General features: G+C 70.3%; 13 protein-coding genes. 6 read left to right on the top strand and 7 right to left on the bottom strand.

Going from position 1 to position 14,171, the window contains the following annotated elements; genetic code table 11:
- Window positions 1-2: 2 nt before the first annotated feature.
- The 4 genes from rimO to QSK17_RS10320 all read left to right on the top strand — a co-directional run bounded on the left by rimO (window position 3) and on the right by QSK17_RS10320 (window position 3,178).
- The gene (gene rimO / locus QSK17_RS10335; RefSeq protein WP_285704360.1) at window positions 3-1,412 is read left to right on the top strand and encodes a 30S ribosomal protein S12 methylthiotransferase RimO; all 1,410 of its coding nucleotides are present in this window, start codon (window positions 3-5) and stop codon (window positions 1,410-1,412) included.
- Window positions 1,409-2,065, top strand: a complete 657-nt coding sequence (gene pgsA / locus QSK17_RS10330) for a CDP-diacylglycerol--glycerol-3-phosphate 3-phosphatidyltransferase (protein ID WP_285704359.1) — start codon at window positions 1,409-1,411, stop codon at window positions 2,063-2,065. Before rimO ends, pgsA begins: the two co-directional genes overlap by 4 nt.
- Complete coding sequence (locus QSK17_RS10325; protein ID WP_285704358.1) at window positions 2,062-2,559, top strand: CinA family protein; 498 nt, start codon at window positions 2,062-2,064, stop codon at window positions 2,557-2,559. Before pgsA ends, QSK17_RS10325 begins: the two co-directional genes overlap by 4 nt.
- A 253-nt stretch (window positions 2,560-2,812) precedes the next feature.
- Entirely contained in the window at window positions 2,813-3,178 is a 366-nt protein-coding gene (locus QSK17_RS10320; RefSeq protein WP_066947508.1) for a helix-turn-helix domain-containing protein, read from the top strand.
- On the opposite strand, the gene QSK17_RS10315 is transcribed toward QSK17_RS10320, so the two are convergent.
- The 3 genes from QSK17_RS10315 to QSK17_RS10305 all read right to left on the bottom strand — a co-directional run bounded on the left by QSK17_RS10315 (window position 3,175) and on the right by QSK17_RS10305 (window position 6,428).
- Window positions 3,175-3,960, bottom strand: coding sequence for an Fpg/Nei family DNA glycosylase (locus QSK17_RS10315; RefSeq protein ID WP_285704356.1), 786 nt, complete (start codon window positions 3,958-3,960; stop codon window positions 3,175-3,177). The two genes, QSK17_RS10320 and QSK17_RS10315, sit on opposite strands and share 4 nt — an antisense overlap.
- A gap of 1 nt (window position 3,961) precedes the next feature.
- On the bottom strand, window positions 3,962-4,426 hold the full coding sequence (locus tag QSK17_RS10310) for an RrF2 family transcriptional regulator (protein WP_285704355.1): 465 nt from the start codon (window positions 4,424-4,426) through the stop codon (window positions 3,962-3,964).
- Window positions 4,427-4,529: 103 nt separating this feature from the next.
- Window positions 4,530-6,428, bottom strand: a complete 1,899-nt coding sequence (locus QSK17_RS10305; RefSeq protein ID WP_285704354.1) for an endonuclease/exonuclease/phosphatase family protein — start codon at window positions 6,426-6,428, stop codon at window positions 4,530-4,532.
- A 189-nt stretch (window positions 6,429-6,617) separates the two neighbouring features.
- Here QSK17_RS10305 and QSK17_RS10300 point away from each other — a divergent pair, with 189 nt between their 5' ends.
- Window positions 6,618-7,796 carry an ROK family transcriptional regulator gene (locus tag QSK17_RS10300; RefSeq protein ID WP_285704353.1) on the top strand — a complete coding sequence of 393 codons (1,179 nt, stop codon included), beginning with the start codon at window positions 6,618-6,620 and terminating at the stop codon, window positions 7,794-7,796.
- 150 nt (window positions 7,797-7,946) lie between these two features.
- Here QSK17_RS10300 and QSK17_RS10295 read toward each other — a convergent pair whose 3' ends face one another.
- The 4 genes from QSK17_RS10295 to QSK17_RS10280 all read right to left on the bottom strand — a co-directional run bounded on the left by QSK17_RS10295 (window position 7,947) and on the right by QSK17_RS10280 (window position 12,726).
- Window positions 7,947-9,419, bottom strand: coding sequence for a glycoside hydrolase family 3 protein (locus tag QSK17_RS10295; RefSeq protein ID WP_285704352.1), 1,473 nt, complete (start codon window positions 9,417-9,419; stop codon window positions 7,947-7,949).
- A 94-nt stretch (window positions 9,420-9,513) separates the two neighbouring features.
- On the bottom strand, window positions 9,514-10,368 hold the full coding sequence (locus tag QSK17_RS10290) for a carbohydrate ABC transporter permease (RefSeq protein ID WP_285704351.1): 855 nt from the start codon (window positions 10,366-10,368) through the stop codon (window positions 9,514-9,516).
- The gene (locus QSK17_RS10285; RefSeq protein ID WP_285704350.1) at window positions 10,365-11,387 is read right to left on the bottom strand and encodes a carbohydrate ABC transporter permease; all 1,023 of its coding nucleotides are present in this window, start codon (window positions 11,385-11,387) and stop codon (window positions 10,365-10,367) included. Before QSK17_RS10285 ends, QSK17_RS10290 begins: the two co-directional genes overlap by 4 nt.
- A 4-nt stretch (window positions 11,388-11,391) precedes the next feature.
- Window positions 11,392-12,726: a sugar ABC transporter substrate-binding protein gene (locus QSK17_RS10280; protein WP_285704349.1), complete on the bottom strand. Its 1,335-nt coding sequence runs from the start codon at window positions 12,724-12,726 to the stop codon at window positions 11,392-11,394.
- Between the two features lie 162 nt (window positions 12,727-12,888).
- Here QSK17_RS10280 and QSK17_RS10275 point away from each other — a divergent pair, with 162 nt between their 5' ends.
- Window positions 12,889-14,049: an ROK family protein gene (locus QSK17_RS10275; RefSeq protein WP_285704348.1), complete on the top strand. Its 1,161-nt coding sequence runs from the start codon at window positions 12,889-12,891 to the stop codon at window positions 14,047-14,049.
- The last annotated feature ends 122 nt before the right edge of the window (window positions 14,050-14,171 follow it).

Here is a 14,171-nt window from a genome sequence, read left to right as displayed (position 1 = left end):
TCATGTCTTCTCGCCGAACCGTATCGCTGGTCACCCTGGGTTGCGCGCGCAACGAGGTGGACTCCGAAGAGCTGGCCGCACGCCTTGAAGCCGCAGGCTGGCAGATGGGCGATGACGCCCCCGACGTCATCGTCGTCAACACCTGTGGCTTCATCGATTCGGCGAAGAAGGATTCGATCGACACGCTGCTCGCGGCGGCGGACTCCGGCGCCAAGGTCGTGGCGGCCGGATGCATGGCGGAGCGCTACGGCGACCAGCTCGCCGAAGCGCTCCCCGAGGCCGCCGCGGTGATCTCCTTCGACGATTACGCCTCGATCGGGGAGCGGCTTGACGACGTCGTGGCCGGCCGTGCGCTGAAGCCGCACACGCCGCGCGACCGCCGCCTGCTGCTGCCGATCAGCCCGGTCGAGCGTCAGGCGGCACGAGCCCAGATCCCCGGCCACGGCGGCGATCTGCCCGAGGGGTTGGCCCCGGCCAGCGGGCCGCGCATGCTGCGCAAGCGGCTCAGCGGCGGACCGGTGGCCTCGCTGAAGCTCGCCTCCGGCTGCGACCGGCGGTGCAGCTTCTGCGCCATCCCGGCCTTCCGCGGCGCGTACGTCTCCAGGAGCCCCGAGGACCTGCTCGCGGAGGCCCGCTGGCTGGCCGAGCAGGGCGTCAAGGAGCTCGTCCTGGTCAGCGAGAACTCCACGTCCTACGGCAAGGACCTGGGTGACCTGAGGGCGCTGGAGGCACTGCTGCCCCGGCTGGCCGCGACCGACGGCATCGAGCGGGTCAGGGTCAGCTACCTCCAGCCGGCCGAGCTGCGGCCCGGCCTGCTGGACGTGATCGCCTCGACCGAGGGCGTGGCGCCGTACTTCGACCTGTCGTTCCAGCACGCCAGCGGGCCGGTGCTGCGGCGGATGCGGCGGTTCGGCGACCCCCGGCGGTTCCTCGACCTGCTGGAGCAGATCCGCGAGCGCGCTCCCGAGGCGGGCGTGCGCTCGAACTTCATCGTGGGCTTCCCGGGCGAGACCCAGGAGCACTTCGACGAGCTGGTCGCCTTCCTGGAGGAGGCCAGGCTCGACGTCATCGGCGTCTTCGGCTATTCCGACGAGGAAGGCACGGAGGCGGCCTCCTTCGACGGCAAGCTCGACCAGGAGATCGTGGACGAGCGGGTCGCCGCGCTGTCCGAGCTGGCCGAGGAGCTCGTCGCCCAGCGGGCGGAGGAGCGCATCGGCACCGACCTCGAGGTCCTCATCGAGGAGGATCTGGGAGACGGCGGCTACGAGGGGCGCGCGGCCCACCAGGGGCCGGAGGTGGACGGTTCGGTCACCGTCCAGGGCATCGGCCTGGTGCCCGGGCAGATCGTCCCCGCCGTCGCCGTCGACTCGGAGGGGGTTGACCTGATCGCCCGGATCAAGGCCGGTCCATGACCGAGCGCAGCGAGCCGCCGGTGAGCGCGGCGAGCCCGCCGGAGATCGTCCCGGAGCCGCAGGCGACCCGGATCGCCGAGCCGGCCGAGGCTCCCGTCCGCCTGGTCAGCACATGGAACATCGCGAACGCTCTGACCATCGCGCGGCTGATGATCGTTCCGGTCTTCACGGCGTTCCTCTTCATGGACGGGGAGGGCTGGCGGTACGCCGCCCTCGCGGTCTTCCTGATCGCCTCGCTGACCGACCAGCTCGACGGGTGGCTGGCCCGCAGATACGGCCTGATCACCGACTTCGGTAAGATCGCGGATCCGATCGCCGACAAGGCTCTGATCGGTGCCGCACTGGTGAGCCTGTCGCTCCTCGGTGAGATCTCCTGGTGGATCACCAACGTGATCATCGCCAGGGAGGCGGGGGTGACCCTGCTCCGGTTCATAGTCATCCGGCACGGCGTGATTCCGGCCAGCTACGGCGGGAAGGTGAAGACCGTCCTGCAGATCGCGGCGATCGCGTTCTACATCCTGCCGCAGGCACCGGACCTGGTCCGGTGGCTGCTGATGGGACTGGCGCTGGCCGTCACCGTCGGCACGGGTGTCGACTACGTGGTCCGGGCGGTCCGGCTGCGCCAGGTGGCGAGGAGGTCGCGCGCCGAGTGAGGGGCTTCGCCGCAGGACAGATCCTGTCGCTGCTGGTCCGGCAGGGGGCCACCGCCGCGGTGGCCGAGTCGCTGACGGGTGGTCTGATCGGGGCCGCGCTGACCGATCCGATGGGCGCCTCGGCCGCATTCCGCGGCGGCGTGATCGCCTACGCGACCGAACTGAAGATCAAGCTGCTCGGGGTGCCGGCCGACCTGCTGGAGCGGGAAGGCGCCGTGCACCCGGATGTCGCGGCCGCCATGGCCAAGGGAGTCCGTGATCTCACGGAGTCCGACTACGGCCTGGCCGTCACGGGCGTGGCCGGCCCTGACATGCAGGACGGCAAGGCGGTCGGCACCGTGTATGCCGCGGTCTGCGGTCCGGAGGGCCGCGTCTGGCACCGGAACATGATGTTGAACGGGTCCAGGGAGCGGATTCGCGAGGCCACGGCCCAGGAGGCCTTGGAGCTGCTGAGAGGTGTGCTAGAAGCAAATTTGGGGGAACAATCGGGGTGATTACCGCGTTACGTCACCAGCGAACATGCTCACGACGGTCTGCCGCGGTGTCGCTCGATACGGGTACGGTGGAGCTGTGAGTGAGGTCCGTGAGCCATCGGCGAGGAGCAAGTCCGGAAAGCGGCCGGGGAAAGGGCCGAACGAACCAATGATGACGGCGAGGACTATGTACGAAGGGCGTTCGAAGAACGGGCGATATGAACCGACCGCGCGGAGCGCCGTGAAGACGCCTGCGCTCGGGAGGGAGCGACAGATGGTCCTGCTGCGTCAGCTGCTCGGTGATGTGCTGCGGCGGCTGCGGGTGCGGCAGAACCGCACCCTGCGTGAGGTCTCCACCCTGGCGCGTGTCTCACTCGGTTACCTGTCCGAGGTGGAGCGCGGTCAGAAGGAGGCGTCCTCGGAGCTGCTCGCCTCGATCTGCGGCGCCCTCGGTGTTCCGCTCTCGCAGGTGCTTCGTGAGGTTTCCGACCAGTTCGCGCTTGCCGAGCTCCAGCATGCCCCGGTCCTGGCCGACATGCCCGAGCACGAGCGGCTGCCGATTCCGGAGACCGTTCCCGGTGGCCTTCCCGGCCCCGAGTTCGACGGTTTCCCCGAGGTCAAGGACATGGTCGCCGCCTAATCTCCCTGACAGGAGCGGCACCAGAAGATCAATCGTTCGTAGGGCTGCGGCCCGAGTTCCCCAACGCTGACCGGGTTCCCGCAACGCCGGCAGGAGCGGCGTGCCCTGCCGTACACATAGAACGCCCGTCCGGGCCGAGCGTCACCCGTGGTGACCGGTGCCGGAGCGTCCTTGCTCGCCTCCATGAGCCGGTGGGCGAGTGTGACCAGGTTCTCGAGTTCATCCGCCGACATGGATCCGACCATCCGCCACGGCGACAGACGCGCGAGAAAAAGCGTCTCGGCCCGCCAGATCGTGCCGATCCCCGCCAGGTTCCGCTGATCGAGTAGCGCCTCTCCGATGGTGGTCTCCGACACCCCGCGCAGATTCCGTACGGCCGCGGCCGCGTCCCAGTCGGGGCCGAGCAGGTCGGGCCCGAGATGGCCGACGACCCGGTCCTCCCGGTCGCCGCGCAGCAGATCGACCACGCCCAGCTTCGTCCCGACGGCCTGCCACTCCGCGTTGGCGAGGATGAGTCGTACGACGTCGCCGCGCGGCGCGGGCCGGTCCGCGGGAACGACCCGCCAGGCGCCGTCCATCCGCAGGTGAGTGTGGATCGTGAGGCCGCCCTCCACCCGGGTGAGCAGGTGCTTTCCACGGGAGACGGTCCCGAGGACGGCACGGCCACGCAGGTCGGCGGTGGCGTGCCGGGGCACCCGGAAGTCCGATCGGGTGAGCACCCGGCCGTCGAGCGCCCGGCGCAGCCGCTTCGCCGCCCGGTAGACCGCGTCGCCCTCGGGCATGTCAGACCGGCGTGTGCGAGTTCCAGGCGGACGGGTCGGCCGTGAGGTCGGTGACCCGCGCGGGCAGCTCACCCTTGGCGATCTGCTCCAGCGTGACCTCTTCCAAGATGGCCCGCTCGCTGGCGCGCAACGCGATCCACACCTGCTGCAGCGCTTCGGCCGCTCCCGTGTAGCCCACGTGCTCCGGGCGCTCGCCGCGCACGTTGGCCAGCGGGCCGTCCACCGCCCTTATCACGTCGGCCAGGGAGATCTTGTCGGCCGGCCGGGCCAGGACGTAGCCGCCTTCCGGGCCGCGCTGACCGCGAACCAGTCCGGCGCGGCGCATCTGGAGCAAAATGTTCTCCAGGTATTTGGGAGGCATGTCCTGACCCTTGGCGAGCTCGCCCACGGTTGTTGGTCCCTCACCCGCGGCGGCGAGCTCGGCGGCGGCACGGAGAGCGTAGTCAACACGGGCAGAAAGTCGCATGTAGTCGATTATCCCGCCTGGTTGGCAGTGGTTCGACGCCGCCTCGCGCCATGTCGTCAGCGCTGTCGTCAGCCCCGCCGTCAGCGCCGCCGTCAACCCGCCGTCAGTCGAGGCGGAGCCGTACGACGACCGGAAGGTGGTCGGAGAAGGGCACCCGCGGCACCCGGGCCTCGACCGCCTGGAGTCCCGGGGAGATGAGCACGTGGTCGATACGCTCCTCCGGAGCCTCGGCCGGAGACGTGGGCGGGTTTCCCAGCGCGAGCAGCGGGTCGGACACCCCGGCAGCCGAGAGGATCCGCATCTCGGGGTCGTCCGGCGTGGTGTTGAGGTCCCCCGCCAGGAGCACCGGTCGTGCCACTCCGGCGTGTCCCGCCGTGGACACGGGGTTTTCCAGGGTTCCCGCGCTCGTCGCGGAGTTTCCGGCGGTGAGGTTCCGTACGATCGCCGCCACTTCGGGAGCCTGGCCGGGCGGCGCCTGGAGATGGGTGTTCACGATCCCGACCTCCTTGCCGCTGACAGTGAGCACGATCGCCTGGGCCTGGGCGCCGGTGGGGTAGTCGTGCCGGCCCAGAGGGTGCGAGGCGATCTCCTCGACCGGAAGGTTCGTGAGCAGCGCGTCGCCCCAGAGCGGGTCGGCCGCGGGAGCGAAGTAGTACCGCATGCCGAGGCCCTTGGCGATCCGGGCCAGGTCGTCGTGGCCGCCGTTGAGCATCCATCCCCGGTCCACCTCGCTGAGCAGCACCACGTCCGGGTGCTGCGCGCGGGCCCAGTCGGCGATCCGGTCCAGGTCGAGCCGTCCTTTGAGGCCGAAGCCCATCCTGATGTTGTACGTGATGAGGGTGAACTCGGGCTGAGCCGCTTCGCGCCGGTCGGGCTCCGGATGCCAGGTGAGCAGTCCGGTGACCAGGCCCAGCCCCAGGGCGAACGGCAGCCACTTCCTGGACGGCCACGCGATGGGGACGAGGAGGCGGCGCCGGGAGACCTTCGCGCTCGTGCCGGCCACCAGCGCGGCCACCGCGGCAGGGATCACCAGGTTGGGGAATCCGAGGTCGGTGTCGTAGGCCGCGTAGTAGAGGAACGTGGCGACCAGGAACACCACCATGCCGCCGAGTGCGGCGACGCCGGCGCGAGGAGGACGGCCAGGGGGCGTGGCGGCGCACGCGCAGAAGCGTAGGCACGCGCCCAGTGCCAGGGGGACGAGGAGAGAGGGCGGCGAGGCCGGTGCGTCGGCCCAGAGCAGGGTCGCCAGAACGAGGATGACGCTCCACCAGCCCCATCGGGCGGTGCGCGCGGTCACGACGCCCCAGCACAGGGCGACGACCTGGAGGACCACGCCGATGAACGCGAAAGGAAAGGCGAAGCCGCCCGAGGTCATGCCCAGCAACAGGAGGGCCGGTCCGGCCAGGAACCACACGGGCGCGGGGGCGAGGTCGCCTGACGGGGGCGAGAGCCGTACGGACGCGAGGAAGGCGGCGCAGACCGCCGCGACGGCGAGCCAGGGGAGCGGGCCGTCCCGCCAGACCAGGTCCATCCGGTCGAGCAGGAGGTGCGCGATCGTTGAGATCGCCAGCCCGGCGGCCAGGCCCACGGGGACCGCCTCACGTGCGGCCGTGCGGGCGGTGCCGTACAGGAAGAGGAGGCCGGCGCACACGCCGATCGCGGAGACGTAGAGCTGGAGATCGCCGCCGTCGGCCGCCTGCAGGACGAGCCGGGCCACGATGAGGAGGACGGCGCCGCAGATCTGGATCGGGCGGGCGCCGGTGAGGCGCGCGACCGGGATGGCGGCGAAGGGCAGCGCGAACCACAGCGCGGCGAAGATCCCCATCTGTTCCGGCGGGGTGTCGCCGGCCCTGCCGTACAAGGTGATCAGTGAGGGCAGGAAAACCCGCAGCGTGTCGGTCAGCAGGAGCACGCCCAGAGCGATGGCGGCCGCAGTCCCGATCTGAGGAGGAATCCGCCGCATCGTGGGGGTGTCGCGGTGATCGGTGACCTGTCCGGCCATGCGCTCTCCTCTATCGAAGACATGAGCGATCCTCGTGCTTCTGGTGTGGGAGGGCAATAGCCCGGCATCCGGCGGTTTCCGCCCGATGCGGCAGGGGGGCCTGATCGCTAAGCTGACAGGAAACTTTGCTGACCGGACGCGTGCGCACCTTGTAAATGATCTTCGGGGGCGATCATGGAAAGTAGGACCATGGAGCGGCGTCCTGGCGTTCCAAGGCTGCTGCGGGAGATCAACGACCGGGCCGCGCTGGAGTTGCTGCTCGCCTCCGGCCCGCTGACCCGGGGCCAGATCGGCGAGCTGACCGGGCTGTCCAAGGTCACTGCCTCGCAGACCCTCGCGCGGCTGGAGGAGCGCGGCCTCGTCGAGGTCGTCGGGGAACAGGCGGGCAACAGGGGGCCCAACGCCGCGCTGTACGGCGTGGTCCCGTCGTGTGGGTACGTCGCGGGCCTGGACGTCGGTCCCGATCTGGTCACGGCGGCGATCGCCGACATCAACGGCAAGGTGATCGCCCAGGTCACCGCGGAGCCGAGCGCGCACGACGATCCCGTCGCCGCCGTCCACAACGCCGTCGTGAAGGCGTGCAGGTCGGCCAAGGTGGCGCTGTCACGGCTGCGCGGCGTCGTCATCGGCACCCCCGGCGTGGTGGACCCGCGGACCGGCGACGTGCGGTTCTCCTTCGACCTGCCGCACTGGCATGAGGGCATCCACGAGGCGCTGGCCAGGGATCTGCGCCGCGAGGTCACCATCGAGAACGACGTCAACCTCGTCGCGGTCGCGGAACGTGCCAGCGGGGCGGCCCGGGACGTCGAGGACTTCGTGCTCGTCTGGGTGGGCCGGGGCATCGGTCTCGCCGTCGTCCTGGGCGGCCGGTTGCACCGGGGCAGGTCCGGCAGCGCGGGCGAGATCGGCTACCTTCCGGTGCCGGGTGTTCCGCTGGCCGAGACCGTGAAGGCCACGCCAGGACGGCTGCCCTCGCTCGCCGGCGGCCTGCAGTCCCTGGTCAGCGCCGAGGCGGTCACCGAACTGGCCCGCGAGTACGGCTTCGTCGGCGGCGGCGCCGCCGAATGCGTGACGGCGGCGGTGGAGGCCGGGGAGCGCGGCGCCCCTCTGCTGGACGAGATCGCCTCCCGCCTGGCCCTGGGCGTCGCGTCGGTCTGCGTGGTGCTCGACCCCGGGCTGGTGGTCCTCGCCGGAGAGGTCGGCCGGGCCGGAGGAGCCGGTCTGACCTCGCGGGTCGAGGAGGCCGTCGCGCGGATCTGCCTGATCCGGCCCCAGGTGGTCACCACCGAGCTCGAGGGCAACCCGGTGTTGCGCGGCGCGGTCCTGGCCGCGCTTGAGCAGGCCCGTGAGGAGATCTTCGCGTCTTAGGTTCCTGACACGCGGCCGTCGGCCATGTGGTCGGAACGTGGGAAGCGTTGGGCACACGGGAACGCCCGGCCCGCGCTCGGTGGGCGGGGCCGGGCGTCTGTGCCGGTCTCTGTGCCGGACTCTGTGCCGGAGGACATCTGGGGCGGGTGGCTACGCCGTCAGTAGCTCCACGGCCGCCTGGGCGTTGGCCCGCGCGGCCCCATAGGTCGCGATGTACGCCGCCGCCTGGGGTCGCCAGACGGGCAGCCCCATCTCGACCACCACCCCGTCGGGGCGGCCGGCGAGAAGGGCGGAGACGAGGTCGCGGCTCCGGGGGTACCGGTGCGCGTCCTTGACCACGATGACCAGCGAGCGGCCCTCGGCGCGGCTGAGCAGCGCGGCGGGCTGGGCCTCGTCCGGCTTGATCCGGACGATCTCAGCCTCCGGCAGCCACGGCGCGACGCCCCAGGGGACGTCGCCGACCGCGATCGTCGGCGGGGTGTCCACCTCGATCACGAACGGATCGACCAGAGGCGCCGTCGATCCGGAGAGGGTGACGGCGCGCCGGGCGGCGTCCAGGCCGATGACGTTGCTCTCCGCCGCCTCCTCGCGGGCCACGGCGAACCACTCGCGCAGCCGTGCCACGCGGTCGGCGGCCTCTTCGAGACGGGCGAGCGGCAGGCGGCCGTCGCCCACCGCGCGGGTGATCTCGTCCAGGATGCCGCGGATCTCCTCGTGGGTGGGCAGCGGCCCGAGACAGAGCAGGTCCGAGCCCGCCACCAGGGACAGTACGGCACCGCCGCCCAGGCCGACGCTCTTGGTGATCGCGTGCATGTCGAGGGCGTCGGAGATCACCACGCCGTCGTAGCCCATCTCCTCGCGGAGCAGGGTGGTCAGCGCGGCGGGCGACAGCGTGGCGGGAGCCGTACCGGTGAGGTGGGGGACCGCCACGTGCGCCGTCATGATCGCCTTGGTGTCCGCGTCGATGGCGGCCCGGAAGGGCGTCAGTTCGCGCCGCCAGAGCAGGTCACGCGGGACGTCGACCTGGGGGATCTCCAGGTGGGAGTCCTGCCGGGTGGCCCCGTGCCCGGGGAAGTGCTTGACGCAGGCGGCGATCCCGAGCGCCTGGAGCCCGCGCACGGCGGCCACGGTGTGCCGCGCGACCAGGTCGGTGGACGAGCCGAAGGAACGGGTGCCGATCACCGGGTTGTCGTCCGCGGTGTTGACGTCGGCCACGGGTCCCATGTCGAGGTTGACGCCGGACCTGGCGAGGTCGGAGGCGATGGAGCGGTAGACCCGCTCGGTCAGCTCGACGTCGTCGACGGCGCCGAGCGCCGCGTTGCCCGGGTACGGGCTGCCGGTGTGGTAGGCGATGCGGGTGACGTCCCCACCTTCCTCGTCGAGCGAGATCACCGGTCTGCCGGCGCTGCCCAGCCGCCCGGTGAGCTCGGCGAGCTGCTCGGGGCTCGCCACGTTGAATCCGAAGAGGGTGACACCGCCGAGGCCGTTCTCCAGTTCGTGGAGAACCCAGTCAGGGGCGGTCGTGCCGGGGAAGGCGACGAGCAACGTGCCGGCCGCGAGACGGTATAGCCCCCGGTCGCCGATGCTCGCGGAGTAGTCGGACATGGCTGTCTTCGGCTCCATGATGGTCGTGGTACGGCTCCCGCGGCGTGCCGGAGCCGTACGAGATGGTGTGGATCGGCGCTGATGGTTCAGCGCGGAGTGGTGGAGGGCGGGTTCAGCCCTTGACGGCGCCGGCGACGAGTCCGGAGACCATGCGCCGCTGCACCAGGAGGAAGAAGATGAGGACCGGGATGGTCATCAGGGTCGAGGCGGCCATGATCCCGCCCCAGTCCGTCGACCGCTGGCCGACGAAGAACTGCAGCGCCACCGGCATCGTGTACTTGCCCTGGTCGTTGATCAGCGTCAATGCGTAGGCGAACTCGTTCCAGGTGGTGATGAACGAGAAGATGCTGGTCGCGACCAGGCCGGGGGCCACCAGCGGGAACAGCACCCGCCAGAAGGTCGAGAACCGGCTGGCGCCGTCGATCCAGGCCGCCTCCTCCACCTCCTTGGGCACCGCGGCGACGAACGTGCGCAGCATCCAGACGGAGAACGGCAGGGTGAGCCCGACGTTGATCACGACCAAGCCGATGAGCTGGTCGTACATGCCGAGCCGCTTCACCATGGTGAACAGCGAGATCAGCAGGGCTTCGGCGGGCACCATCTGCACGATCAGCAGCAGGATCAGGAACGAGGTGCGGAACCGGAACCGGAACCTGGCCACCGCGGTCGCGGCGAGCAGCGCGAAGACCGCGCCGAGCACGACGGCGCTGACCGCCACGATCGCGCTGTTCAGCAGGTACTGCCAGATCGAGTGCCCGGCGACGCCCTTGGTGAACACCCGGGAGATGTGGTCGAGCGACGGCGGGCTGGGGAACGGGATGAACTCGGTGGTGAAGATCTGATCGTTCGGCTTGAACGCGGTGGAGACCATCCAGTAGACGGGGAACACCGCGAACAGGAACACGACGATCCCGGCTCCGTTGAGCGCGGCGCGCCCGAGACGCTTGCGGGTCAGGCCGTCGTTCATCGGATGTCGTCCTCCGTCTTCACGATCTGCCGGACGTACACGAAGGTGATCACCATCAGGATGGCCGTCAGCACGACGGCGATCGCGGCGCCGATGCCCATCTTCGGCGGGTTGCTGAACGCCTCGGCGTAGCTCCACAGGGAGAGGTTGAACGCGTCCCGGTTCACGGTGCCGCCACCCAACAGGTAGAGCTGGGTGAAGACCTTGAAGTCCCAGATGATGGACAGCACCATCAGAACCGAGAACACCGGCTTGAGCAGCGGGAAGGTGACCTTCCTGAACGTGGTGAACGGGCCGGAGCCGTCCATCTGGGCGGCCTCGTACAGCTCGCTGGGGATGCTCTTCAGACCGGCCAGGACCGACACCGCGATGAACGGGAAGGCCCCCCAGACCACCATGACGACGAACACGAAGTAGATGGTGATCGTGCTGTTGAACCAGGGGTGCCCGCTCCAGTCGGAGACCCCGAAGACCAGCTCGGACAGCCAGGTGGGGACCAGGTTCAGCGACCAGTTCACCACGCCGGAGTCCGAGTCGAACATCCACTTCCAGACCACGCTCTGCGCGGTGGGCGGGGTCGCCCAGGCGGCCATGATGCCGACGATGACGAGCATCGACATCTTCTTGCCGAGCTTGTTGAGCAGCAGGCCGACGAGCGTTCCGAGGATCAGCGTCAGGGCGACCGTGACGGCGGCGAACAGGATGGTGTTCCGCAGCGACGGCCAGAACAGGTCGGACTCGAAGATGTGGGTGTAGTTGTCCACCCCCACGAACTCCGCGGGGCGCGGGTTGATCGCCTTGATCTGCGCCAGCCCGACCTTGTGGAAGGACATGTCGATTATCTGGTACAGCGGGTAGAGCAGCAGCGCCGCGATGACCAGGAGCCCGGGCAGGAGCAGGACGTACGGAACGACCCAGTCGGGGAGCCCGCTGGATCTGCGCGGTGATTGTCGCGGGCGCCGCGCCGGGGCGGAGGAGTTCCCTCCGCCCCGGGCCGCTGTCGACGTGTGAGTCGTCATGGCGTTACTGGTTGAGAATCGTCTCGAGCTCGGTGTTGGCGTCCGCCAGAGCCTGGTCGACGCTCTTCTTGCCGTCGATCACCGAGCGGGCCGCGTTCTGCAGCACCGCCTTGGTGTCGTTGGCCTCGGCCCAGTTCGGGCTGGCGGGGAAGCCCTTCGCGACCTTGAAGGTGTCGGTGAACGGCTTCTGCGCCGGGTCGTTGCCCATCTCGGCGAGCGCGTCCGGGTAGAGCGGAAGCAGGCCGCCCTCCTTGGCGTACCGGACGCCGAACTCCTTGCCCGCGGCGAGCTTCAGATACTCGGCGGCCAGCTCGGGGTTCTTGGCGTCCTTCCAGATGGCGATGTCGTTGCCGCCCTGGAAGGCCGGGGCCGGGCCGCTGCCGTCCTTCGCGGGGAGCGAGAAGAACGCCATCTTCGACTCGTCGATCTTGCCCTTGCTCTGCTCCTTGATGGCGGCGATGTCCCAGCCGCCGGTGACGTACATGCCGACCTTGCCCGCGGCGAAGCGCTGCGAGATGTCGACGGAGTTCTGGGTCAGGCGGCCCTTGCCGGAGACGCCGTCCTTGGCGACCAGGTCCGTGTAGAACTGGAAGCCCTCCTTGAAGGCGGGCTCGGTCAGCTTGCCGACCCACTTGCCGCCCTCGAACGCGGCGAAGTCGCCGCCGGCCGACCAGACGAACGGCGAGAGCGACATGTTGGCGTCCGACCCGCCGTTGAAGGCGAAGCCGTCCACGTCCTTGCCCTGCTTCTCGACGATCTTCTTGGCCGCGGCGACCAGCTCGTCCCAGCTCGTCGGCACGGAGATGCCGAGCTTGTCGAACCAGTCCTTGCGATACAGCACGGCGCGGGTGCCGCCGCCCCAGGGCGCCGCGTAGATCTTGCCGTCGATGGTCTCGTAGCTCCACAGGTTCTGCGGGATCTGCTGCAGATCGGCGTCGCCCTTGGTCAGGTCGGTGATGTCGGCGAGCGCCTCCTGCTGCACCCACGCGGCGACCTGGTCGTTGCCGAACTCGGTGACGTCCGGGCCTTCGCCGCCGGCGAGCGCGGCGGTCCACTTCTTCTGGGCGTCGGGCCACGGGATGTACTGGACCGTGGCCTCCGCGCCGGTGACCTCCTTGAACTTGGCGCCCAGGTCGGCCATGTACTTGTCGGAGACCTCAGTGGGAGCGCCGAGGCGCCACACGGTGAGGGTCTGCCCGGCGTACTTGGGGCCGGATGCGGCGTCGGACGCGGCGGTGGTCTGCTGCGTCGCGGGCTTGTCCTCGCTGCTGCAAGCGGCGAGACCCAGGGCCAAAGCGGCGGTCGCGGTGGTGGCGGCCGCGATCTTCACGAACTTCACGTTGGGTTTCTCCCTTCCCGGCTTCATGTCGGGGTGGCGCTCGGTTGGCGCGTCCCGTGGCCTGATCGCTTGCCTCCGGGGCGGCTGCCGCTAAACTAACAATAAACTTTATTAAAAAAAACATGCCGTTAGCGGATCGTGACGAGAGAGGAGGCGCGGCCGGTGTCACTACGACCGGGCACACCCCGGCTGCTGCGCCAGATGAACGACCGGGCCGCGCTGGAGCTGCTTGTCGCGCACGGTCCGCTGACCCGCGGCGAGCTGGGAGAACTCACCGGGCTCTCCCGGGTCACCTCCGGCCAGCTGCTGGCTCGACTGGAGGAGCGGGGGCTGGTGACCACGGCCGGTGAGCGGCCGGGGGGCCGCGGCCCGAACGCCGCGCTCTACGCCGTCGATCCGACCAGCGCGTACGTGGCCGCTCTTGAGGTGCTGCCGGACAGCGTCACCGCGGCCGTGGCCGACATCACCGGCGAGGTCATGGCGGAGGTGACCGTCGACCCGACCGAGGCCGCCGACCCCGTGGGGATCGTGCGCAACGCCGTGCTCCGCGCCTGCGCGACGGCGAGCGTCGACCTGGCCCGCCTGCGATGCTTCGTGATCGGGACGCGCGGCGTGGTGGATCCCGCCACGGGTGACGTGCGCTACTCGTTCGACCTGCCCGCCTGGCACGTCGGCGTCCTCGCGGGGTTGCGGGCCGGCCTCGGCGAATCCGTGGTCATCGAGAACGACGTCAACCTCGTCGCGCTCGCCGAGCAGGCGTACGGCGTCGCCATGGGGGTGGACGACTTCGTCGTCCTCTGGACCGGCGTCGGCCAGGGGCTCGGCGTCATGCTGGGCGGGCGCCTGCACCGGGGCATCTCCGGCGGCGCGGGGGAGGTCGGCTGGCTTCCCGTCCCCGGCGAGCCGCTGCCGGCGGACGTCACGGATCCCCAGTCCGGCTCGTTCCAGCGGCTGGTCGGGAACACGGCCCTGGCCGAGATCGCGGCCGGGCACGGCCTCGCCGCCGCTCCCGTCGCCGATCTCGTCCGTACGGCGGTCGCCACCGGCAACTCCGGCTTCCTGGAGGACCTGGCGGGCCGCCTCGCTGTGGGGGTGGCGGCGGTGGCGGTGGTGCTCGACCCCGGGCTCGTCGTCCTGAGCGGCGACATCGGGCGGGCCGGGGGATGGGAGCTCGCCCGCCGGGTGGAGGAGGCGGTGGCCCGGGTCTGCCCGAGCCGGCCCGCCGTCGCGGTCACCCAGGTCGAGGGCAATCCCGTCCTGCGCGGCGCCCTGGTGGCGGCGCTGGACCAGGCGAGGGAGCAGGTCTTCTCGTCCACGGTCTGATCAGGTACGGCCCTGATCGGGGAGGGTCTGGTCCGGTACTGGGCTGGTCCGGACGGGGCTGATCGAGACGCAGATGGCCCCGGGTGTGCGTCAGGGCCGGGGAAGCCACGGCCCCGAGCGCT

This window comes from Microtetraspora sp. NBRC 16547 (genome assembly GCF_030268965.1).
Lineage (GTDB): Bacteria > Actinomycetota > Actinomycetes > Streptosporangiales > Streptosporangiaceae > Microtetraspora.
Note: the sequence above shows the minus strand (reverse complement) of the source record. Positions and strands in the feature narration are given on the sequence as shown.

What these genes read in the sequence shown, in the direction of transcription:
- rimO (WP_285704360.1), top strand. Translation starts at nt 3, where the DNA reads ATGTCTTCTCGCCGAACCGTATCGCTGGTCACCCTGGGTTGCGCGCGC.
- pgsA (WP_285704359.1), top strand. Translation starts at nt 1,409, where the DNA reads ATGACCGAGCGCAGCGAGCCGCCGGTGAGCGCGGCGAGCCCGCCGGAG.
- QSK17_RS10320 (WP_066947508.1), top strand. Translation starts at nt 2,813, where the DNA reads ATGGTCCTGCTGCGTCAGCTGCTCGGTGATGTGCTGCGGCGGCTGCGG.
- QSK17_RS10315 (WP_285704356.1), bottom strand. Translation starts at nt 3,960, where the DNA reads ATGCCCGAGGGCGACGCGGTCTACCGGGCGGCGAAGCGGCTGCGCCGG.
- QSK17_RS10310 (WP_285704355.1), bottom strand. Translation starts at nt 4,426, where the DNA reads ATGCGACTTTCTGCCCGTGTTGACTACGCTCTCCGTGCCGCCGCCGAG.
- QSK17_RS10305 (WP_285704354.1), bottom strand. Translation starts at nt 6,428, where the DNA reads ATGGCCGGACAGGTCACCGATCACCGCGACACCCCCACGATGCGGCGG.
- QSK17_RS10300 (WP_285704353.1), top strand. Translation starts at nt 6,618, where the DNA reads ATGGAGCGGCGTCCTGGCGTTCCAAGGCTGCTGCGGGAGATCAACGAC.
- QSK17_RS10295 (WP_285704352.1), bottom strand. Translation starts at nt 9,419, where the DNA reads ATGGAGCCGAAGACAGCCATGTCCGACTACTCCGCGAGCATCGGCGAC.
- QSK17_RS10290 (WP_285704351.1), bottom strand. Translation starts at nt 10,368, where the DNA reads ATGAACGACGGCCTGACCCGCAAGCGTCTCGGGCGCGCCGCGCTCAAC.
- QSK17_RS10285 (WP_285704350.1), bottom strand. Translation starts at nt 11,387, where the DNA reads ATGACGACTCACACGTCGACAGCGGCCCGGGGCGGAGGGAACTCCTCC.